The organism is Paenibacillus sp. FSL H7-0326, assembly GCF_001955535.1.
In the GTDB taxonomy this organism is placed as follows: domain Bacteria; phylum Bacillota; class Bacilli; order Paenibacillales; family Paenibacillaceae; genus Paenibacillus; species Paenibacillus shunpengii.
In genome coordinates, this window is record NZ_MPVN01000001.1 from 2,017,394 (window position 1) to 2,039,525 (window position 22,132).

The window sequence follows — 22,132 nt, forward strand, 5'->3', positions numbered from 1 at the left end:
CCCCCGTAAGCTCATCGTCCAGCCTTCCTTATGTCTGCTTGCTCCCCAGCCTCACCGCTTGAAGCTTCAATAACGCTCAGCTTCACTCTCCACGTTCTGTGTCCATGCCTCCGAGCTGGCGATATTCATGCGGAGATACGCCCTCCAGCTCTTTAAATACACGGGAGAACTGCTTGCTGTTCTCAAAGCCCACCGCGAGGCTGATCTCCGCCATTTTCATGGTAGATTTGTTAAGCAGCAGCTCCTTGGCCCGCTGGATACGTACCTTTTTGAGATAAGACACAAAGTTGTCTCCCGTATATGCCTTGAACGCCTCGCTGAAATACGAATAATTAAGCGATACATGATTGCTGACCATCGCCATATTCAGAGGACGCTCGTAATGCTCCTGTATATAACGGATCGCCTCTTTCATATCCGCATGCTCACTATGCGCCAGCCGTATACGGGACACATAATCATTTACGCTGACCAGCAGGTATTCCAGCTTTCTGTAATACTCGTTAAAGCTCTGGAAATTGTTCAGGCTGCCGACCAGCCTATACATCTTCAGTACTTCCACCGAGGACTCCCCGTATTTCCTAAACACCTCATCGAACACATTCTCATTGATTAACCCGCTTACCTTCTCAAGATAAGTCATATCCATCTGCTTCAGATGATCCAGTTCAAAAATAGAGGCGAGCAGCCTCTTCATCTCATCCACCCTATCCGTTCCCAGCATATTTCCGAGCTTCCGCAGGCTGCCATACGGCAGTGGAGGATTCATCCGATTCGTGAGCGTTGCATCATATTCGATATAATAAGCGCTTGGATGCAAGAACGTATATCTCAGCGCAGCCTGTGCCTCAAGATATTGCTCCCGAACCTGTGCCAGATCGCTCTGCTCCGTGCTGATTCCGATCCGAAATCCGTTCCATCCCTTCTGTTCTGCCTGTCTCGCCAGTGCCTGATACCAGTCTGCGGTATTTCCTGCGAGAATAAGCCTTCCTTCTATATCCGTGAGGACAAGCTCTGGCCGAACATCCATCGAATGACTAAGCCGTTCGACCAGACGCTGAATTTCCCCTGTAGGCATAACGGACCCATCTACATATCTGCACAGCACCATCGCGACAGCATAAGAGCTTGCTGGTATAATATGAGCTGCCTGCTGGAGTTCTTCTTCCATCACAGGCCCTCTGCCAAATAGAAGCTGCCTTAAACAATTCTTGCGCTGCTCCATCTGCAGCTCATTTTTTTCCTGAGTTCGTTCCAGATTCGCGGCTTCTAATTCGCTCAGTTCCTTATCCACCCGATTCAGCATATCAAACAGCTCGGTTCGCTGAATCGGCTTCAGCAAATAATCCTTCACCTTGTACCGGATCGCCGTCTTCGCATATTCAAAATCATCATAGCCGCTCAGCAGCACGACGGCCGGCCTTCTTCCTCCCGGCTCCCGATCCAGCTCTTCCAGCAGCCGGATGCCATCGAGTACAGGCATGCGGATATCGGTTAATATCAGATCTGCACGAGATGCACGGTTCAGCTCAAGCGCCATTTGTCCATTCGAGGCCAGTTCAATATGATAGGCTGATGGATATTGCCGCTCAATCATCGTTTTAAGTCCCAGGCGAATATTCTTCTCATCATCCACGATTATGAGTTTCCTCACCTTCATCTCCCCCTGTCATGACCACTGTTGGCAAAGTAATGGTAACGATCGTACCCACACCCTGTGTACTATGGAGCATCAGACCGTATTGTGCTCCAAAAAAAAGCTGAATCCGCTGATGCACATTCATCAGCCCAATCCCAGCAGATCGATCCGATCGGCTGACCTCGTTCACTGCACTCGAAGCAGGAGCTTCTCCTGAATTCACCTTCTCGCAGCTTGAGCTGTGGAGCTGATTCCTTAGCAGCTTCAGCTCTTCCTCCGCCATGCCCGTTCCGTTATCCTGGATCCAGATTTGGCATTTGCCGCGGACTGCCTCTGCCCGGATGATAATCGTCTTATCCTTGGATCCGGTCACCTCGGCTTCCTCATACCAGCCATGCTTGACGCTGTTCTCCACAATGGGCTGAAGCGACATCTTCAGCACTTCGGCTTCCAGCATTACATTCGGTACATCTACAATCAGCGTAATCGGTGTATCGAACCGGATATTCATGACTTCAATATAATTTCGGATATGCCTCAGCTCATCTCTCAGCTTCACATAATCCCCTGACCACTTAAAGTTATATCGCATCATCCCCCCAAGTGAGGTGAGCGAATCCGCAATTTCCCGCTGATCCTCCATCTCGGCCAGCATTCGGATATTCTCCAGCGTATTGTACAGAAAATGAGAGTCAATCTGATTATGGAGTGTTCTGAGCTCGGCTTCCTTGGACATCGCTTCTTTACGGACAGCCACAGCGACCAGCTCGTTAATCTTGTTCATCAGCTTATTGAAATGAAAAGCCAGCTCGCCAATCTCCCCGCCGCCCCGGATGACGACTCCTGTATACAGCTCGCCCCGGCGTGCCTTTTTCATCGCATCCGTAAGTCTGACGAGATTCTTCAGAATGAAGGAGTTCAGTACATAAGCAATAATTGTAAAGATCACAATAAACAAAATATTGATCCCGATCGTCGTGTTACGGATCTTGGATATTTGGGCCAGCACGTCCTCCATGGACAGCACATTCAGCAAATGGGCGTTCAATCCCTCTAGCGGGACGCTCAGAAAAATATAGGATTTGCCCGCCTCCTTGTACTCCATCTGCCAAGGTTCGCCATCAGACAACGCTTGGAATTTAGCCTGAATCGCCTGCTCCATCATGGGAGCATTGCTGAGCAGTGACTGTTTCGCGCGCGAGAAGATCTCTCCTTCCTCATCAACCAGAAACAGCTGGGACTGCTCATCCTGGACCGTAAAGGTTCGGGGTGAGAATTCCGAGAGCAGCATATCAACCTGAATAATGCCGGAATGCTCTCCACTAATGACACTGATCTCACGCAGCAAAGATACCTTCGGCTCCTGCTCTACCGTTCGTTTAATAAGATCTCGGTCGGTGTGCTGAAATGACCACATCTGCAGATCGCCAAGACCATACGTATCCTTGTACCAGATCTCGTCCTTAATTCGTCGTTCATTGTAAATAATCGGCCATATTTCATAGGCATACGGATTGTCCGTGAACAGATGCAAATGCTCGATGTTCGGATTGTTGAACTGGATTCTTGTCAGATTTACAAAAGCGCTCATATTAAAATCGACCAGCTCTCCCAGAGGAGGCTCTGTCTTCCTCGTTAAATAATTCAGCACCTCTTTGTCTGAAACAGCAAGCTGCGCCGAACGCTCCATGGACTCAATCTGGTTCATGATATGCAGCTTCTCCATATCGAGAATATAGGCACTCTTGTCTACCGCATCCTTCATATAAGTCTCATTAATCGCACGAAAAGAAACGATGGATACGAGCAGGCTCGGCACCAGTATTATGGCAATATACGCTGCAATCAGACGACTCTGCAGGGATCGGTGCTCCCACCAGGAGACAAAGCCCTGCACCAGATTGCTTCCTCTTCTCATCACAATAAATCCATCCCATTTCTGCTTGTATTTGCAGGTAAAAGCTCGAAAAACCCGCAGTCTGCGGGTCATTCGAACCATCTCATTACATATTTATTCAGCTAGTCTGGACTTGTCAGCCTATTTCAAGAACTCAGCCAGCTTCGTAACGTTCTCTTCGTATTTCTTCTGCTGGAAGGCCAGAACCTCGGCAAGTCCTTCCTTCTCGCGCTTCTCTTGATATTCCGTCCAGACGGAATCAAACTCCGCTTCGGATTCTGCCATCAGGAGCTTCGGCAGCGTCTTGCCCCACAGCTGAGCAAGCTTCGTATTAATAATCCCTTCCGGCGAGTTCCCTGTCGGATTGAGCAATTCAAACTCGGAAGCGCTTACTGTTTTGCCCTTGGTCCAATCTTCCATTTGCTTGAACGGCTCAACGGACGGCGGAGTCCACTGTGCAGTAATATTCGTGTTCATCAGCATCCAGAAGGTAAATGAAGCACCGTACTCTTTGTCGAAGGCGGAACGATCCTTATTCAGCAGTTCTAAGGCTTCCGGCTTAAACTGATCCTTGCCGTCAATCGTATCGTAGGTGACACCTTTCTCACCTAGGTAGAGATCCTTGTTGCCTTCTTCACTGTTCAAGTAGCTCAGGAAGCGGATCGCACGTGCCTTATCCTTTACATTCTTGGAGATCAATGTCACCGTCCAGCCTGAAATTCCCGGTCCATCCAAGGTCGGTGTATCCAAGTTGGTGTTGGATGGTCCATCTACCGCGATGTATACAGAATTTGGATCGTTTGCATACAGCGTATTTTGCTGGGCAGCAAGGTCACTGCGCTGATAAATCATAGCAAAGTATCTTCCTTGAGCAATTTTCTCTTCCATCTGCGGACGTTTATCGATGAAGATATCCTTGGATAACAGCCCTTTTTCATTTGCCGTACGCAAGGTCTTAAGCCATCTCACATACTCAGGATCCGTTGCCCGGTCGTAGAGCTTGCCGTCCTTCTCCTTCGGAATCGCAAGGAGATTCTGAATATAACCTTCGAGAGAGTAGTTGCCGTTCTCTGTAAATTCATGCATACCGAGTGGAATGAGCGGCTGACCATTTACATCAGGGAACTTCTCTTTGGCCGCCTCAAGTGCGGCAAGGAAGCCTTCCGGAGTTCGCATATCCGGACTGCCGATCGCTTCATACATGTCTTTTCTCACGAGAAAGACCTGGTTAGATACATAAGTGTCACCATACTGCTCATAATCCTTCGGTGAGGAAGAAGCATTCGGATAAGCATATACTTTACCGTCCGGCTGTGTATACCAGGACAGCTTTGCTGCATCCGATGCAGTAAAGAAGTATGGATCATATTCTTCTGCGAGCTCATTCAGCGGAAGCACCAGCCCTCCGTCAATCATCTTCTGAACGGCATCGTCGCCTTTATCGAGCGTAATGAAATCCGGGAGTTTACCGGATGCTATTAAAGTATTCATTTTCTCGCTTTCATTTCCTGCTGGTACGATAAAATTAAGACTGACACCTGTTTTTTCTGTAATATATTTCGTGGTAGGATCTACGCCCCACTGGTTTGGAAACCAGGAGAAATTCAAGTACCAATCAAATGTAATCGGTGAAGTATCCACCTTCCAACCCGGATCATCCTTCGTCAGCTGAACGGCTGGCGTCTCTGTGTCCGGTGTCTCTGTATCGGTCTCTTCTGCTCCTCCCGAGGAAGAACATGCCGTGGTAAAGATAAGTACGAGTGAAGCCAGTAACATCAGAACTCTTTTCATGCCCCATGTTTGGTTCATGCATTTTACCCCTTTTCGGCTTATTTGTATACCGTTCCTATACTGTGCGTTACGCTTAACCCTTGATTGATCCGATCATCATCCCCTTTACGAAGTACTTTTGCAGAAATGGATATACGAACACAATCGGAAGCGTCGTGACGACCATGGTCGCCAGTTTAATCGACTGTGAAGTCACCGTCTTGGTTGCTGCCGTTCCCTGCACAGCCGCCACCATCTGATTAGAGCTCGACTGGGCAACGACTCGGTACAGATAAGTCTGTATCGGCTGCAGATCGGTATTATTGATATAGATCATCCCGGTAAAATAATCATTCCACTGATAAACACCATGGAAGAGAGAAATCGTCGCAATGACAGGCAGGGATACCGGGAGCACAATTCTCAGGAAGATCGACCAGTCATTGGCACCATCAATACGTGCAGCTTCCTCCAGTCCTTCGGGAATTTCCCGGAAGAAGGTCATAAAGATAATGAGATCGAAGAAGCTGAACATCACAGGGATGATGTAGACGAGAAAATTGTCCAGCAAATGCAAATCCCGAATGAGCAGGAAGGTCGGAATGAGTCCTCCCCCGAAGAATAAAGTGACGGTTCCCATCAGAATGTACAGCTTGCCTCCGATCAAATCCTTGCGAGAGAAGGCGTAAGCCACCATGGCGGTAAAAAAGACGTGCACTGCGGTACCAACCACGGTCTTTGCAACGGTAATCCCCATTGCTGTCATAATGCCAGGGCTGTCAAACACCGCCTTGAAATTATCGAGACTGAATTCACGAGGCCACCAGTAAATCCCGCCGCGCATGGCATCCGTTCCATCGTTGAAGGCATTTACAAGAACATACCAGATGGGATACATCGTCAGAAAACAAACAATCAGCATAATCAGGGTATTAATCGTATCAAAAGCGAACTCCCCTTTGGTTCTGCGATTAAGCGTCCACAAGGCTATAGACCCCTCCTTTCTCCTTAATAAAGGGATGTTCCGTTAATCTTCTTCGATACCTTGTTAGCAAGCAGCAGGAGAATAAGTGCGATGACCGATTTGATCAAGCCGACTGCCGTCGAATAGGAATAACGTCCGGACAAAATTCCGGTCTGGTACACATAGTAGTCGATGACATTACTTGCACTGTCGTTCAGGGAGTTGCGCAGTACGAGAATCTGGTCAAAGTTAGAATTCAGCACACCGCTCACCGCGAGAATAAACAGAATGGTAATCGTCGATTTGATGGATGGCAGCGTAACGTACCACATCTTCTGGAATCGTCCAGCGCCATCTATCGTTGCTGCCTCATACATTTCAGGTGATACGCTGGATATAGCTGCCAGATAGATAATCGCAGACCACCCAAGCTCCTTCCATATATCAGAGGCAATAATGATCGACCAGAAATATTTGGGCTCGGCCAGATAGCTGATCGGCTCTTCAATGATATTCAGTGCCATCAAAATGTTATTGATTATCCCGATATCCGACAGCCATGTCGCGAGGATCCCTCCAAGAACAACCCATGATAGAAAGTGAGGCAGGTAGGAGATCGTCTGCACCGTGCGTTTGAATTTAATGCTTCTCAGCTCATTGAGGAACAAGGCGAACAGGATCGGAAGCGGAAAACCGATGATGAGCTTGAGCAAGCTCATCCCGAGCGTGTTTCGAATCACATTGCCGAGACTATCATCATCCAGGAACTCTCTAAAGTGCTCCAGCCCTACCCAGGGCGCTTCAGATATGGAGCCGATAATGTCGTACTCCTTGAATGCGATAATAATGCCGTACATCGGGATGTAGTTGAATATGAACATCCAGACTACACCAAGCAGAGCCATTGTCTGTATGTGCTTCTGTCTAAGAAATTTCTTCCCCAGCTGGAGTGCTGCTGAAGCTCGGGGAGCCTTGGCATTCTTAGCAGAAACGGATGGTGCTTGGCGAGGTTCCATGTCCATAGAGGAGCCCCCTTCATTTTGTAATATTCATGTGTAAGCACTTACATTTGATAAATACATCATACTTTCAATTCAAGAGGTTGATAAGGTGTCAAATTTCGTTTTTGGTGCTCATTTTTCGGGTTGATCATCGTCATGTACCATGTTATGTTTATTAGAAAAATTTTCTAGGAGGAGCTGCTATGAGCAACACCAATTTCAATCCGATTCTGCTCAATTTCCCGGACAGTATAGATAGTGAAAGGCTGATCATTCGTGCACCGAGACCGGGTGACGGTACGCTAACGAACCAGGCCGTTAAAGAAAGCCTCGCCGAGCTGGCACCATGGATGCCTTGGGCCCAGACGGCCCCGACGATAGAGGAATCAGAGACACAGATCAGACAGTCCGCAATTCGCTTCGCAGAGCGCACGGATCTGCAGCTCCTGCTGTTTAAGAGGGATACCGGCAGTCTCATCGGCAGCAGCGGACTGCACCGGATCAACTGGGAGACCCGGAAGTTCGAGATCGGCTACTGGGTTCACAGCGCCTATGCCGGACAAGGCTATATCACGGAAGCGGTGCATGCCGTTACCCAGTTTGCAGTGAAGGAGTTCGGTGCGAACCGAATTGAGATCCGCTGTGATGCCCGGAATACGAACAGCGCTAATGTAGCCAAACGCGCAGGGTTTGTACTGGAAGGGACACTTCGGGGAGACAGCATTGGGGTAGACGGCACAATTCGTGATACCTGTGTGTTCTCGAAGGTTCGGGGGCAAGAGTTTTAACAAGGGTTCAAATCCTAAGAACCTTACAATAAACAGGCCGGGTCACTTCACAGCGACCCGGCCTGTTTTACTGAAATTAGTCATCATCTAAATGCTAAAAAGAGAGGAGCGTCAGCTCCCCTCTGCATGCAGCAGGCTTCGAGCCTGGTTGTTCGAGGTTGGAATTTCAATAATTACACCTGTTCCTTTTCCTACTTCACTTTCAATGTGTATGGTTCCTTGGTGATTCTGGATAATCTTATAGCTGACCATGAGACCCAGACCCGTTCCCTTATCCTTCGTTGAGTAGAACGGTTCTCCAATTCGAGCCAGCTTGGCTTCCGGTATACCTGCACCGTTATCCACGAAAGAGATTATGATATTGCCATTATCGTTCAACTTGACGGCAATATTAATTTTCCCGCCGCCCGGCATGGCTTCAATCGCATTTTTCAAGACATTAATGAATACCTGCTTCAGCTGATTCTCCACACACATGACTTTGAGATTCTGTTCATACATTACAGTGATCTCCACATTATTCATGATGGCCTGTGTCTCCAGCAGCATGATGACATCCTGAATGATCGGTTCCAGCTCATGCTCTGTGAACTCTACGGCCTGAGGCTTCGCGAGCACAAGCAGCTCGCTTACAATCTGCTCAATCCGGTTGAGTTCGGTCAGCATAATTTCGATGTAGGCATTCCCATCCTCTTTTTTAGAGAGCAGCTTGGTGAAGCCTTTCAAGGCAGTCAGCGGATTACGGATTTCATGGGCAATGCCGGCTGCAAGCTGTCCTACCGCCGAGAGCATTTCCGTCTTGCGCAGCATCTCCTCCGCATTTTTGCGTTCGCTGATGTCCTCGGATAACTTCACGAAGTGAATAATTTGGCCCTGCTTATCTGTAATCGGAATGATCTTGACCGATTCCCAGAATTCCTCTCCGTTCTTGCGGTAGCTTAAGATTTCCCCTTTCCACGTTTCACCGTCCAGAGAAGTCTTGAACACATCCTTCATTGAAAAATCACTATAGCTGTAGCAGCCTAGATCATGCCCCTTCGCTTCCTGCAAAGAGTACCCTGTCACTTCTGTGAACTTCGGATTCGCATATTCAATCTTACCTACGACATCGGTAATGATCGTCATGCTCGGACTCTGTTCAATGGCGTAAGAGAGCTTCGTCAGCTCTTCATTCACAGCCTTTAAATCTGTAATATTGACAAAAGTAAGCACGACACCGCTGGTGAAGTTATCCTCTGTCCGATAAGGCAATATTCTCATGCTGTACCAGGTGCCGTCTGTGCTTTGAATTTCCTTCTCCAGAGGCTCTAATGTCTTCAGCACATGCTGCGCATCATCCACAAGTCTCTCATATCGAAAGTGATGTGAAATATGCTGAATAGGACGTCCATAGTCCACATCCATCAGATTAATCTCCTTCGTAATTGCAGGCGTAAATCGCCGGATACACATTCGCTTGTCCAGGAAAATGGTACCGATTCGGGTGCTCCCCAGGAAATTATTCATATCATTGTTGACATCCGTAAGCTCTTGGATCTTGAATTGAAACTCGGTATTCACCGTTACCAGCTCTTCATTAACCGATTGCAGCTCTTCGTTTGCACTCTGCAGCTCCTCATTTGCAGCCACCAGCTCTTCATTAGTAGCCTGCAGCTCCTCATTGGAAGTCTCGAGCTCCTCTACCGTCGCCTGCAGCGTTTCCTCGGATCGCTGCAGCTCCTGCTCCAGCTCAAAGATACGCATCTTCAGTGTATTATCAATATGCACAGGCTCCATGACGACATCTTCAGCCTGCTTTAAATGCTGCGGATCCTCAAACAGGAGCAGTACATATTTCTCGTATGCCTTGTTCTTTCGCGAAAAAGGACGGATATGCAGATCGATCAAACGGTCCCCCTGGTTCGTCTGGATACGGAGTGCAGGGTATACCACATTTTGCATTGAATCACGCACCTTCTGAATTCCAGTGGATACGGTCACCGCGACATTCTGATCAATCATTTTGTACAGATTCCAGCTGGGTTTACCTTGAGACAGCACTAAATACTCATTTATGGCTCCAACCAAATGAATAACATCATTATGATGATTAACGACCATCCCGGGGGAGATATGCTCCTCTGCAAGCATGGTATACAGATCGCCAGATCGTTTAACATGGACCTGTTCTCTTGGCTGAACCGCAGCTGCGGCTGTTCTTCGATAGGAATGCTGGCTGGAGCTTCTTTCTTCCATAGAGAAAGACTGAGCTTCGGATTCGGGATCAGAGGACATTTTACCACTCTTGTGACAGAAGATATTCCATCTCCGGTCAAAGGCATCGAATTGATTCGCAAATCTCCCCAATGTTTCACTCGGACCCAGGAAGAGAAAGCCCTCCGGATTAAGTGCGAAATGAAATAACGATAACACCTTCACTTGCATCTCCGGCTGCAAATAAATGAGCATATTCCGGCAAGTAACCATATCTAAATTACGGAAAGGCGGGTCTTTAATAATATTTTGAGGCGCAAAAATAATCATCTTTCGAATATCCTTGCTCACATGGAACATATCATCATCTTTGATAAAGAACCGCTCAACATCCTCTTCCGACAAATGATGAATGTTGCTCTCCGAGTATATCCCTTGACTCGCATACTCTATGGATTCCTTGTCCAGATCAGTTGCAAAAATCTTTATATTATAATCATCGTCCAGCTGCTCCTCGTACTTCTTGAGAAGGATAGCCATAGAGTAAGCCTCTTCTCCAGTTGAACATCCAGCCACCCATACCCTGATTTCCTTAGAATAGCTCTTCTTCTCAAAGATACGGGGCAGCACCTGGTCATAAATAATTTGAAAGGCCTCTGCATCCCGGAAAAAGTTCGTAACGCCTATAAGCAGATCCTTTCTTAACGAAGTAAGCTCATCCCGATGCTCTTCAAGATAGGTCATGTACTCCTGAATGGAGCTGACATTGTTCATCGTCATCCGGCGTTCAATCCGGCGCAGCACACTGTTTCGCTTGTAATATGTGAAGTCAATGCCGCTCTCTTCTTTTATTTTCTCAAAAATAAGTTGAATAAATTGCTCCGTACTCATTCTTTCCTGCTCTCCTACAAGCGGGTATACTCCAAATGTGCGTATATGCTGGAGAAGCTTCTCCGACATGTCCTTGGGATTTAATATATCATCGACCTTGCCGGTCATTTTGGCAGAGCTTGGCATGCCGTCAAATTTGGCTGACTGCCTGTCCTGGACGATGACAAGACCACCTGCTTTTTTAATTTCTATGACGCCCTTGGAGCCGTCAGTTCCGGTCCCGGACAGAATAACACCAACAGCTCTGTTGCCGTATTCGGCAGCCAGAGAGACGAAGAAATCATCAATGGACAAATGAATAGCGGATTGCTTAACTGCGTCTGCCAGCTGCAATCTACCATTCCTGATGGTCATCGTCTTACGAGGAGGAATCAAGTAGACATGATTAGGCAGGATCTCCATTTCATGCTCTGCGACCCGTATGGGCATCGTCGTATACTTTGACAAAATCTCTGACATTAAGCTCTTGTAGTCCGGCGATAAATGCTGGACCACGACAAAGGACATGCCCGAATCCGGAAGCATATGATCAAAAAACACTTCTAATGCTTCAAGTCCGCCTGCAGAAGCACCAATGCCTACTACACATACCGGAGAGGAGGATTCCAATTGCTTGTGATCCCCCCCTTCATTCATCGAGATGTTCCAAGACTCTCGTTCCATGCGCTTACTCCCCTTCCATGTCCTTTCATAAGTTACGTTGTTTACGAACTGTTACGGACTATTCAATACCGGGCTCAAGCTGGGCGATTGCTGCGATCAGACAATAGCGATAGAAATCTAATGTAGGTTCGTCCAGATCTTCAAGCAAATAAAGAGACTCGGAGATATAACGAAAGTTATCTGTTAAGTGACGTGTTTGCATCCCATGAATGACAAGTATCCCGTTTAGCCATACGGCATAATCAATAAATAAGTTAGGATTACGCAGTGCAGATGCGGTATGAAGATGCTTCATATGATGGAGATTATCTTCTCTGCATTTCATGATTCCCTGTTCCCCATATCTATCCGCCAGCTCAGGCGCATTTGCATAGATCTTTGAAATGACCTCAGCTACAAGATGTTCATAGTAACGTGTTCCATCAGTCATCAATCATCACCTTATTATTTGATTAAACCGGAAGAATTTGATGTAATTAATTAGAAGTGTCATTATTCTCATATAAACGACGATATCTATCAGTATATCAGTGAGTCCCTCCATCATATAGGATATTTTTGAATATGGGTCAATTTCGACAAAAGCTTCTACCAGTCCCTTTCTTTCTCGCTAGTTCTTTCTATTCATTTATACTAAAATGAGTTACATTATACCCAATATCCGAAGAAGGTGTCATGTCATGCATATGGAAGCAGAACAATTTGCAGAAAATATGTTGCAAGGAAACACAGAGACTTGCTGGGAAAACTTACTTCAACATGTCGAGTCCGGCCGAAACAGTCTCTTCATATTTGAACAATTGCTTGCACCCGCCATGCGTTACGTGGGTTCCTTATGGGAAACGAATCAGATTACTGTAGCTGATGAACATCTAGCTTCTGGGGTATGTGACGTTCTCCTGTCCAGATATGCAGCACTCAAAAAAAAGCCTGCCACCCATGGATACCGTGCTATGCTGCTATGTGTGAAGGGTGAAGCTCATTATTTCGGGCTTAAGATGGTGAATACCATGTTCGAAGAGAACGGGTTCGATACACGCTTCTACGGACCTAATCTGCCCTTGGAATATGCGACTCTAAGCGCACTCAGCTGGAAGCCGGATGTTGTTGCTCTATCCGTCTCAATCGTCTATCATCTGCCAGCCTTGCTGGAGTACGTTGAAGCTTTTGAGAAGCTCATCCCCCAGCCTGTCATAATGATTGGCGGTCGCATCATTGAAAAATACAGTGTCCATGAGGCTGTAGATGGCAGAGCGGTCTTTCTGTCCGATATCTACGAGCTTGAGCAGTGGATCATGTCTTACAACAGATCCAATCAGCAGCAGTACGTGAGGTGAGTCTTCTTCTTGAATCTATTCAATCTATTTAATATCCCCGTCCCTTATATCGTGATCGACGCAGAGCTGAGCATCCTTTCCTGCTCCGACTCGGCATCACATATATACGAGCAAGCAGTACATTTCACAGATTGGCTGGACGAAGGTTCCATCAGCAAAGCTAAACGTTACATTTCACCCGTTCACTCTGGCACAAGAGTCGAACTCATTATGAACACCAGGAAGCAGCCCTTCTCCCTATACGATATTTATCAACAGTGGGATGAGCAAGGCAACGGGCATCTCATCTGTATAGAACAGCTCCAGAACATACAGCTCCTATCCGACAAGCTTCAGCTTCTTCATGAGGACCTGCAGCAGCTCCCATCTCCTATCCATCAGGAGGCGGACAGACCGCAGGCATCCAAGACCAGCAGGCGATCTGCCAGAGAGCGGGAGCTCCGATCCACGCTGGAAACGATCCGCGATCTGGTCGACATGCTCTACCCCAGCTTAATTGAGATCGATCGGACCATCTATGCTGACATTATCAAGAACCAGATTGAGGAGGCACTCGCTGAGCCAGCAGCAGACAATGTACACCCTATTTCCAGCAAATTCAATGATGACCGTCCGCGAAGCAAGAATTGATCAATAGAAATAGCGATGTCATATGTCAGATCTACCTACCGGTACTGCTGCTGAAGCGGTCCGGTTTTTTCGTATGATTCAACGATTTGCCTTGTTTTTCGCTTGCCGTCTTACTTTTACTCCTTCCGTTAGAGGGTAATAAAGTGTAAACCACTCTAACACAAAAGGAGGAAGGCGCATGAAGAAGCAGATAAATATCATGATATTAGTGACGGCCGCCCTTGCATTAACTTCATGCGGGAATGATCCGTCATATCGCCAGACCGGAAGCAGCAGTGCCGTAGAGCAGCAGGCCACGCTCAGTCAGAGCCCTGCATCATCAGTTAGAGAACAGAAACGTACCGGTTCAGATCATGAAGGTCAGCCGCAGCATATAACACAGACGCAGGAAGTGGATGCCACGGACATTCGTTCTATACGGATGGCAGAAGGTTTTGAGGGTAATATTTTCGTCAAGATGGAACCGAATGCAGATCGCATCACCGCTACACTTAACATTGAGCATGGGTCACAGGAGGAGCAGCCACTGCTGTTCGTTAACACGGTGGATCAGACCTTGACCACGGGAATTCGATATCCGGAAGGAACGACGAGTGAGCAATTGAATCATACTAGCGGCAATGCAGCAGTTCAAAAGAGTGCGACACTCTCCATTATTGTGCCTGAGAAGCTGTATGAAGAAATGTCACTCACGACGAAGAGCGGCTACATCACCGTGGAGCGAATGAACGCTGCATTCATGCAGGCAAAGACCGGAGCAGGAAATCTGGATATGAAGCAGGTCAATGCCGAGGAGCTGGATGTTGAGACGGGAACCGGCGATGTGTTCTTCAAGATCAGCGAGCCGAAGCATTATCAATTCATGGCCAAGACCGGGAGCGGCAAGGTCGAATTGCTGGGGGAAGTTTACGAGGATGACGGCCGCATGATCGCCAAGGGAAACGGCTTTAATGAAGCCCAATTAGTAACAAGTAAGGGAAACGTGAGGGTCTATGAGTAAACTGAGATTTGATGCTGTTAGCCCGCACAGCTCGTTAATTATTCTTTCCTTAATAGATTTAGCTGTAACCGAATGTTTTCTCCAACGTTCCAAAAAAGCAAGAAACCAGAACCTTCTGGTTTCTTGACCTATCCAATGCACTTTTGTCTGGATCGACTTTCGTTTACCCTTTACTTCCACGAATCAGATCACTGATCCTTCACAGTCGGAATGCAGACAGTCTAACACAACCTCAGGGTTTGGGAAACTCCACTAATTTGGCAAGCATTGAGCTGTATGCTCATGTAAGAAGATAAGGTTTACCGAAAGTTCAGCGTGGATTAATCCACGCATCCACATGGGATGCGACTCGTTGGTATTTCATCACCTAATGAAATCTCAATCTTTATTTCAATCCACGCATCCACGTGGGATGCGACCTCTCCGATATTGCTCATATAACGCTCTACTGTAAGATTTCAATCCACGCATCCACGTGGGATGCGACTTGAGGAGGAATCTAAAATGAGCACAATCATAAATATTTCAATCCACGCATCCACGTGGGATGCGACGCTGACCTAAACGCCACAGCCATTATGCTACTGCAATTTCAATCCACGCATCCACGTGGGATGCGCCCCCCTCAAAATGGGATGTTCTTCCTGTAATATATCATTTCAATCCACGCATCCACGTGGGATGCGACAAGCAGCCAAGTATGCCACTGATCCAGAATATGCAGAATTTCAATCCACGCATCCACGTGGGATGCGACTTAAAATGCCTCTGAGATTCGCCTGCTCGTCCAATTTCAATCCACGCATCCACGTGGGATGCGACGGTGTCAACATAAGTATTTTGGTCTTTCCACTCTTATTTCAATCCACGCATCCACGTGGGATGCGACTGTTCCGTATCGTGACCGACTCTTGAAGGAGTTGGACATTTCAATCCACGCATCCACGTGGGATGCGACGTCGAAACCTTTCGGATCGACCGCGACGTCACCGTCATTTCAATCCACGCATCCACGTGGGATGCGACTTAACATGGCAGCGGAAAATGTCCTAAAGTACACAATTTCAATCCACGCATCCACGTGGGATGCGACATAAATTCGTAAAGAATGTCCAGGTAGCTTGTAATTTCAATCCACGCATCCACGTGGGATGCGACCAGAAGATCAACCACATAGACACAAGATTTGAATAGACAATTTCAATCCACGCATCCACGTGGGATGCGACCCGTACAATCGGCGGCCTTCTTACGCACGTATTTTACATTTCAATCCACGCATCCACGTGGGATGCGACACTATCGCCTTGCCGCGTTTATACTTCGCCAGTCGCGATTTCAATCCACGCATCCACGTGGGATGCGACTTTAATAAATGTTCCATCAGCATTCTTGCTAATATTTCAATCCACGCATCCACGTGGGATGCGACGTCCATCGCCTGCTCACCTCTATAGTAATCATCAATTTCAATCCACGCATCCACGTGGGATGCGACGATAGTCCACATCATAAGAATCAACGGAGATTACTTATTTCAATCCACGCATCCACGTGGGATGCGACGAACTGCCGTAGGATCAATGACATTATTAGTAGTATTTCAATCCACGCATCCACGTGGGATGCGACGGGGATTCTTCAAACGATGAAGCAGTTAATCCTAATTTCAATCCACGCATCCACGTGGGATGCGACTCCGATTTTGGACAGAATCCTGTCGAATAATCGGGGTTTTAAAAGCATTCGGTTAAATAATTACTCGTATAACTAATATTAAATCTATAATTTGTAAAAATACCCTTTATCAGATTGATTATTACGGTGCGAATCTCCCTGTAAAATTATGTCCACTTCAGGTTCGCACTAAAAAATAATAGGACCTTCGAGATCAATCGAACTTTTGATACCAAAATGCTCTATCTTATGTTTATAACTGTTCCCTAATTGATATATTCGCAAACTATCTGTTTCATCATCAATAATTTTAAGTAATTTCTGTTTAAGAATAGTTAGTTGTGTAGCATCTAAGATGCACTCGAATACTGAATTCTGCACACGTTGCCCATAATCCTGGCAGGTCTTAGAAACTCTTCGCAATCTAGCCTGACCATTAGTCGTCTGTGTACTGACATCATAAGTAATGATAACCATCACTCGCAGCACCTACTTCCACAAAAATGGTGGATACTCATCCAGATCATTTCTCAAATAACGAGAAAGCAATAGAGAATGTACATGAGGAACCAGCCCCCAATTGATTTTCTCCCCTAGATAGGGGTGGGTTATCTTATCCTGCTTCTTGCTCTGCCAAGCAGACAAAAACTTCTTTCTGCCCTCATTCGTCATTAGAACCGCACCATTTTCTTTACGATGAAAATCAGCTGCATTCATCACTTGTTTGTTTATCAGTGAAAGAACAAACCTGTCTGCATAAATTCCGCGCAACTCCTCCATTAAATCTAAAGCAAGAGATGCTCGTCCAGGACGGTCTCGATGCAGAAATCCAACATATGCATCGAGACCTACCCCTTCCAGAGCAGACGCCGTATCGTTAGCCAATAAGGTATAGGCAAGTGATAACATCGCATTCACGTTGTCCAGTGGCGGCCTGCGTGACCGGCCATGAAAGTAGAAGTAATCTTTCTGCTGTAATATCATATCATTGAACAATTGATTATAGCTTAATGCTGCTTGCCCTTCTAATCCTCTTAATCTTTCAAGATCATCGCAATCTCTTATAACAAGCATTATAGCGGATAAGTTCAATGAAACTTCCTTAAACCTTGTGACATCGATACGAAGTGGATAATCCCTTGTCATTCGCTCAATCATCCACTTTTGGTTGTATATCTTCCCAAGAATGAAATTTCTGGCTATCTGTGCGGATTCAGTCTCATTTTCAGATCGTCGATATTGATTCTTACGCAGAATAACATTCCCTCTGCTCTCTCCTGATACTCTTGCTAGGAATCTTCCATTCATGGTCATAAACACAATTGAAATATTTCGCTCTGCACAGTATCCCATTAATGCAGGACTTGCACCGGTGTATCCGAAAGCTACAATCGAATCTAAATTGTGAAGTGGTAACCTCCCTAGTCGCTCCTGATCTTTTAACAAAACAATGTTATCACCATCCAGTGACATATACACCTCAGGTTGAGTAACATATAGGGAATTTAATAGTTTTTTCATTCTTTTAATTTCCCTTCTATGTAGCTGTGTACAGACCGCTTCGTCATCATTTCAGGAAGACATACCGTTTGAAGCGAACAATTTTTACAGAAAGAACCTGTCTTCACTTTGGGTGTATATTTTCTGTAGTAATAGTCATACATCTCTTTAACAATGAGATTTACATCAGCTTTTAGGTCTTGCGTTATCGGTATTTCAAGCCTGTGCTTAATCTCATGATAGTAGATATATCCTTTAGATATTGAACAAAGAAGCATCTCTTCCAAACAAATGGCTTGTGCAGCTAGCTGTAATACATCCGCGTCATTTAATTTCGGTTTTCCCCTCTTGTACTCTACCGGGTATGCCATATACTTGCCATTCATTCCGTTGATTTCCACACCATTATAATCCTGAATAAATTCAACGACATCACAGATACCAGATATTTTCAGCATCTCTGATTTTACAGGCATTGCTCTGACAGTAAGTTTATTGTTTCTTTTTTCGCGAATAAACGGTTGATCGGCTTTCTGATGCAAATACTGACCTTCTACGGTCTTCACATTATCTTCCCACTGCTGTTCGATATGAATTAGAGCCCACTGTCTTTTGCAAAACTTAAAATGCTGAATACCAGACAACATGAGGTAATCTTCTGTACTAGTGTCCATCAATGATCTGTACGTTAAGACCATTCAGCTCATATAATTCAATGGAATAGTCTTCAAAGGCTTGAGGATTTTCACGTTTCTTCTTGATATCTAGTGAGCGATGAACCTTAGCGGAAGAGTATTGACCTAGCATGGAACTATGTTCCCACCAGTAAACTTTATGTACTTCCATACTGCCATCAGGTCGGGCAGCAGAAGCATCATTTTCAAATAGCGTAGCTAAGGCTTCTTTTATTTTCTCTGCATCCTCATTCGTAAATCCTGTTTTTGCTGCAAGCTGAGTGTTAATGCTTCCGTAAAATACATAAAGTCCAAAATCAACACGATGCTTCATCCCCATTGTATCACTGCCCCTGTCAGCTCCTGGTTCAGAATTTACACTTTTGGTAATTTGCAGACTAGTGATATCAATCGGGTCGACACTCTTAGCAGTGTGTAACGAAACAGGACCTCGCACTCCTACAGAGACTCCTTTTCCTCCTGACGCCTTAAACGCAAACACCTGTCCGAAACTGCGGACATCGAGCCATGTCTCACACGCTACTCTTGCGAACTCTTCTTCGGAAATATTTTTGGATTTCATAATGCTGTTTAGCGCTTCATTCGCATCAGCACGTTCTCGCAAGCTGCCATATTCATCATTCTTGCGATCGTTTGACTGTACAAATATAGCCTCGCCCAAATCCTGAAGCCTGTTTCTTATTTTTCTCTTAATCGCTACATCCGAAATCTCACCGTAACCATCATAGTTTTGCCTCGGGCGATTCCCATTAAGCGGATCACCATTAGGATTTGCATTTCGAACAGATAAAACAACCGCAAAATCAATCTTATGAGTTAATGTTGACATTCTATACCACTCCTTCTTCGTCATTTTTATCTGGTGTTTCTGCTGCTTGATTTTTATCTTTTTTCTGATAAAGCTCATGTCGTTGACTGGAGAAACCTAACAAATATTTTCCTGACAGCGGCTGATTATTAAAATCTTCCAGTTTAAACTTGCTGCTAATCTCATCTATGATTCGGGTCCAAATTACAGCTTCTCTGCCGAGGCGAACTTGATAAGGCTGTAAAGCTGCATGTATTACTTTCCAGGTTCTTTCAGGGTGATTGGCAAAAGCGTTCATATAACGTATCGCATTCGTCGCCCTCTTCTCGTCACCTAACGCCCGCCGCTCCAATACATCCGCCACCGCAAGCATACGACCAAACAAATAGCTCCGGTCTTCACAATTGATATCCAGTCCCAATTGAAAACCCTCCCCTTGCTCCATTAGCATTTTATTTATCAAAGCACACGCGATACTAAGTGTCTTTTCCCATTCCCACTTGTCCATGGCTGCAGGATTTGATGCTCTTTGATAAACACTTGTCACAATGTCCCTCGGCAGCTTCATCCCATCCACAATACAAGGAAGAAGGCGTTCAATCAGTCCTTTTACGACCTTCTCACTTGCTCTCGGTCCGTACGCAGCAAACGCAATGTCTTTAGTAGCCGGTGCGCCAAAAAATTGTACAAATTCCCCATCCTCATTTTTACGATAACGATGGAGCCACGCACAAGTGGTATGCCATTTTTCGATCTTATCCAGATATAGCTCTTTCTGAAAATTTCGATAATACAGAACAGCCATACGTCCAGTCGTCGCTGAGTCCAAGACCATAATATTTACTTCGGTTCTCATAGATAGATTATATCTGTACCCATCCATTGCTTTAGCAAATTCTTTTGCGTAAGTTACATTCGTATTGGATTGTTTTCTAACCGTGACAGAACCTGGCGCAATATCAAAGCTGTCCTCCATGGGATCAGGAATATTTGAAGTTTCCTCATTCGTCCACACGAGGAATACCCGCTGATCTACCGATTTCCCTTGACGCTGAATAAGCCACTTCAGTGCATTATGTGCCTTCTGCGAGACTTCATAGCTTATACTCGCAGCATCCTTACTGTCTGTGAATCTGCCTCTAAACGTAAATCCGCTGGTGTCGTTAGCTGATATCAATTTTGCCTTATCTGCTGCATTCCTGATCTTATTCGCATGTCTCTCGGTACTGGGAAGTAATTTACCTGTCACATAACAAAGATCTTCACTGCCTAAAAGACCTTGATAATATTGAATGAAAGATTCATACACTTCAGGATCTTCCCAAACCTTTGTGAGTATGTTATTTGGTGAATACACCGTAAATCGAATAAAAGCACTCTCTAGTCCTCCAGCGATGACCCCATAGATCGGTGGTCTTTCTGAAGATAGCGCTTCATACTTCTTATCCCACTTCACAATTAGACGGTGGTTATTATCAACAAATAGTTTCTTATCTTCAATTAAATCTTGTATTAGCCTTCCTTTACTTAAATACGCGTAAATACTCTTTACCTTAGGATGACCATATGGGGAATTTGCCCAATTTCTAAGTTCTTGAATATACGTTGCAAAAGGCTCCTCACCCTTTACCTCTCCTCCATATTTCAAAAAATCACCTGCAACATAGCTCAGCTTATCGTGTAGGGGGTACGGCGCAATTACCGACCCTGCACGACTAGATGATTTCTCAGTACAAGGAATTAAAGTGCTAGCATTGGGCTTATCAATTACATGTGCAGAATGAAATTTCCCATCTTCCGTAATGTATACTTCGATATGAGCGTTTTGAGTGGTATGTGAGATGGGAAGGAGTGTATATTCCCGATTGCTGCGATTGGTTTCGGTCACACCAATCCGATCTGAATTTGATTCATACGTTTCATATAATTTAAGCATCCAGCTCATGGAGTTCCCTCCTCTTCCATCTGTTCATGCAGCACATCTACTGATACTACATTTGATTTGTCAAACAGCTTTAACTCCATATTCCGAATGACACGGACTTGTGTGCAGCTCTCTGGTCTAATAAATTTAATTACTCCTTTTTTCATCACTGGATTCCACAACCTGACCTCTAGCTGATTCCTTCCTGTTTCATCTGGATAGTTCAATCCATGCACCATATTTCCAAAATGAATTTCTCCATCATAGCTATCATAGTGGCTATCCCCGGATCCAAATTCGCATGGCTCTACATAACCTTGACATTCCCGTGTCCCCAGAAAAATATCTCTGCGTCCTCCTGCAGCCAAAGCGCGCTTTAAGATATTGTGATGCTTATGTTCATTATGATCATGCTTTAAATCCGGACGGTGCATATTAAATTCAAAATGCGCCCGTACTTGATACCGGACATTTTTCAGATACGTATAATTTGCAAGCGTATTGCCACCGCTGTAATCTATAGGACGTATCCCCTTGGACTCCATACTGATCGGATTCATTACTCTGATCTCATCTACATACATAATCAATGTAGGCTTCCAGTAAATGCTTTCGACAATCCCTTTAATAGCTTGATAAGTCGGTATTTGATAAGTGAGCTTCTCTCCCCCCAATTTGGTCAGCGGATCCGTAAAGAGAGCGTAGTCACCATATACTTCAAATTCAATGGAGTTTCTCATTTTCCTCACCTCCTT

The 22,132-nt window shown here is 45.6% G+C and carries 17 protein-coding genes and 1 CRISPR repeat array; of the genes, 4 read left to right on the top strand and 13 right to left on the bottom strand.

Going from position 1 to position 22,132, the window contains the following annotated elements; all coding sequences use genetic code 11:
* Positions 1 to 82: 82 nt before the first annotated feature.
* The 5 genes from BK126_RS09695 to BK126_RS09715 are packed head-to-tail and all read right to left on the bottom strand — an operon-like array spanning position 83 to position 7,292.
* Complete coding sequence (locus tag BK126_RS09695; protein ID WP_256209871.1) at positions 83 to 1,660, bottom strand: response regulator; 1,578 nt, start codon at positions 1,658 to 1,660, stop codon at positions 83 to 85.
* Positions 1,629 to 3,629 (bottom strand): cache domain-containing sensor histidine kinase, encoded by a 2,001-nt coding sequence (locus tag BK126_RS09700; protein WP_256702764.1) that lies wholly within the window; start codon positions 3,627 to 3,629, stop codon positions 1,629 to 1,631. Before BK126_RS09700 ends, BK126_RS09695 begins: the two co-directional genes overlap by 32 nt.
* A gap of 48 nt (positions 3,630 to 3,677) precedes the next feature.
* Positions 3,678 to 5,345: an extracellular solute-binding protein gene (locus tag BK126_RS09705; protein ID WP_076312326.1), complete on the bottom strand. Its 1,668-nt coding sequence runs from the start codon at positions 5,343 to 5,345 to the stop codon at positions 3,678 to 3,680.
* Between the two features lie 55 nt (positions 5,346 to 5,400).
* Complete coding sequence (locus tag BK126_RS09710; protein ID WP_076312327.1) at positions 5,401 to 6,291, bottom strand: carbohydrate ABC transporter permease; 891 nt, start codon at positions 6,289 to 6,291, stop codon at positions 5,401 to 5,403.
* Between the two features lie 23 nt (positions 6,292 to 6,314).
* Positions 6,315 to 7,292 carry an ABC transporter permease gene (locus tag BK126_RS09715; RefSeq protein WP_076312328.1) on the bottom strand — a complete coding sequence of 326 codons (978 nt, stop codon included), beginning with the start codon at positions 7,290 to 7,292 and terminating at the stop codon, positions 6,315 to 6,317.
* Between the two features lie 182 nt (positions 7,293 to 7,474).
* Here BK126_RS09715 and BK126_RS09720 point away from each other — a divergent pair, with 182 nt between their 5' ends.
* Entirely contained in the window at positions 7,475 to 8,059 is a 585-nt protein-coding gene (locus tag BK126_RS09720) for a GNAT family N-acetyltransferase (protein ID WP_076312329.1), read from the top strand.
* A 111-nt stretch (positions 8,060 to 8,170) separates the two neighbouring features.
* On the opposite strand, the gene BK126_RS09725 is transcribed toward BK126_RS09720, so the two are convergent.
* Together BK126_RS09725 and BK126_RS09730 are read right to left on the bottom strand one after the other, a co-directional pair.
* Positions 8,171 to 11,806, bottom strand: coding sequence for a chemotaxis protein CheB (locus BK126_RS09725; protein ID WP_256209866.1), 3,636 nt, complete (start codon positions 11,804 to 11,806; stop codon positions 8,171 to 8,173).
* Positions 11,807 to 11,864: 58 nt separating this feature from the next.
* The gene (locus tag BK126_RS09730) at positions 11,865 to 12,236 is read right to left on the bottom strand and encodes a hypothetical protein (protein WP_076312330.1); all 372 of its coding nucleotides are present in this window, start codon (positions 12,234 to 12,236) and stop codon (positions 11,865 to 11,867) included.
* A gap of 250 nt (positions 12,237 to 12,486) precedes the next feature.
* On the opposite strand from BK126_RS09730, the gene BK126_RS09735 reads away from it, so the two are divergent.
* The 3 genes from BK126_RS09735 to BK126_RS09745 all read left to right on the top strand — a co-directional run bounded on the left by BK126_RS09735 (position 12,487) and on the right by BK126_RS09745 (position 14,773).
* Complete coding sequence (locus tag BK126_RS09735) at positions 12,487 to 13,143, top strand: cobalamin B12-binding domain-containing protein (RefSeq protein ID WP_076312331.1); 657 nt, start codon at positions 12,487 to 12,489, stop codon at positions 13,141 to 13,143.
* 9 nt (positions 13,144 to 13,152) lie between these two features.
* Positions 13,153 to 13,773: a hypothetical protein gene (locus BK126_RS09740; protein ID WP_076312332.1), complete on the top strand. Its 621-nt coding sequence runs from the start codon at positions 13,153 to 13,155 to the stop codon at positions 13,771 to 13,773.
* 178 nt (positions 13,774 to 13,951) lie between these two features.
* On the top strand, positions 13,952 to 14,773 hold the full coding sequence (locus BK126_RS09745; RefSeq protein ID WP_076312333.1) for a DUF4097 family beta strand repeat-containing protein: 822 nt from the start codon (positions 13,952 to 13,954) through the stop codon (positions 14,771 to 14,773).
* 317 nt (positions 14,774 to 15,090) lie between these two features.
* Positions 15,091 to 16,471: direct repeats of the CRISPR family, unit length 32 nt; unit sequence ATTTCAATCCACGCATCCACGTGGGATGCGAC.
* Positions 16,472 to 16,639: 168 nt separating this feature from the next.
* Here the strand turns inward: BK126_RS09745 and cas2 are convergent.
* Genes cas2 through cas5c form a run of 6 tightly spaced genes read right to left on the bottom strand, consistent with a single transcriptional unit; the run spans position 16,640 to position 22,117 of the window.
* Complete coding sequence (cas2, locus tag BK126_RS09750) at positions 16,640 to 16,930, bottom strand: CRISPR-associated endonuclease Cas2 (protein WP_076312334.1); 291 nt, start codon at positions 16,928 to 16,930, stop codon at positions 16,640 to 16,642.
* Between the two features lie 9 nt (positions 16,931 to 16,939).
* Complete coding sequence (gene cas1c / locus BK126_RS09755) at positions 16,940 to 17,971, bottom strand: type I-C CRISPR-associated endonuclease Cas1c (RefSeq protein ID WP_076312335.1); 1,032 nt, start codon at positions 17,969 to 17,971, stop codon at positions 16,940 to 16,942.
* Positions 17,968 to 18,624: a CRISPR-associated protein Cas4 gene (gene cas4, locus BK126_RS09760; protein ID WP_076312336.1), complete on the bottom strand. Its 657-nt coding sequence runs from the start codon at positions 18,622 to 18,624 to the stop codon at positions 17,968 to 17,970. Before cas4 ends, cas1c begins: the two co-directional genes overlap by 4 nt.
* Complete coding sequence (cas7c, locus tag BK126_RS09765) at positions 18,614 to 19,474, bottom strand: type I-C CRISPR-associated protein Cas7/Csd2 (protein ID WP_076312337.1); 861 nt, start codon at positions 19,472 to 19,474, stop codon at positions 18,614 to 18,616. The genes cas4 and cas7c overlap by 11 nt, the downstream gene beginning before the upstream one ends.
* Position 19,475: 1 nt before the next feature.
* Positions 19,476 to 21,398 carry a type I-C CRISPR-associated protein Cas8c/Csd1 gene (gene cas8c / locus BK126_RS09770; RefSeq protein ID WP_076312338.1) on the bottom strand — a complete coding sequence of 641 codons (1,923 nt, stop codon included), beginning with the start codon at positions 21,396 to 21,398 and terminating at the stop codon, positions 19,476 to 19,478.
* Positions 21,395 to 22,117 (bottom strand): type I-C CRISPR-associated protein Cas5c, encoded by a 723-nt coding sequence (gene cas5c / locus BK126_RS09775; RefSeq protein WP_076312339.1) that lies wholly within the window; start codon positions 22,115 to 22,117, stop codon positions 21,395 to 21,397. Before cas5c ends, cas8c begins: the two co-directional genes overlap by 4 nt.
* Between the last annotated feature and the right edge of the window lie 15 nt (positions 22,118 to 22,132).

Coding starts and splice junctions, on each gene's coding strand:
- BK126_RS09695 (WP_256209871.1), bottom strand. CDS start 1,660: ATGAAGGTGAGGAAACTCATAATCGTGGATGATGAGAAGAATATTCGC.
- BK126_RS09700 (WP_256702764.1), bottom strand. CDS start 3,629: ATGACCCGCAGACTGCGGGTTTTTCGAGCTTTTACCTGCAAATACAAG.
- BK126_RS09705 (WP_076312326.1), bottom strand. CDS start 5,345: ATGAACCAAACATGGGGCATGAAAAGAGTTCTGATGTTACTGGCTTCA.
- BK126_RS09715 (WP_076312328.1), bottom strand. CDS start 7,292: ATGGACATGGAACCTCGCCAAGCACCATCCGTTTCTGCTAAGAATGCC.
- BK126_RS09720 (WP_076312329.1), top strand. CDS start 7,475: ATGAGCAACACCAATTTCAATCCGATTCTGCTCAATTTCCCGGACAGT.
- BK126_RS09725 (WP_256209866.1), bottom strand. CDS start 11,806: ATGGAACGAGAGTCTTGGAACATCTCGATGAATGAAGGGGGGGATCAC.
- BK126_RS09730 (WP_076312330.1), bottom strand. CDS start 12,236: ATGACTGATGGAACACGTTACTATGAACATCTTGTAGCTGAGGTCATT.
- BK126_RS09735 (WP_076312331.1), top strand. CDS start 12,487: ATGCATATGGAAGCAGAACAATTTGCAGAAAATATGTTGCAAGGAAAC.
- BK126_RS09745 (WP_076312333.1), top strand. CDS start 13,952: ATGAAGAAGCAGATAAATATCATGATATTAGTGACGGCCGCCCTTGCA.
- cas1c (WP_076312335.1), bottom strand. CDS start 17,971: ATGAAAAAACTATTAAATTCCCTATATGTTACTCAACCTGAGGTGTAT.
- cas4 (WP_076312336.1), bottom strand. CDS start 18,624: ATGGACACTAGTACAGAAGATTACCTCATGTTGTCTGGTATTCAGCAT.
- cas7c (WP_076312337.1), bottom strand. CDS start 19,474: ATGTCAACATTAACTCATAAGATTGATTTTGCGGTTGTTTTATCTGTT.
- cas8c (WP_076312338.1), bottom strand. CDS start 21,398: ATGAGCTGGATGCTTAAATTATATGAAACGTATGAATCAAATTCAGAT.
- cas5c (WP_076312339.1), bottom strand. CDS start 22,117: ATGAGAAACTCCATTGAATTTGAAGTATATGGTGACTACGCTCTCTTT.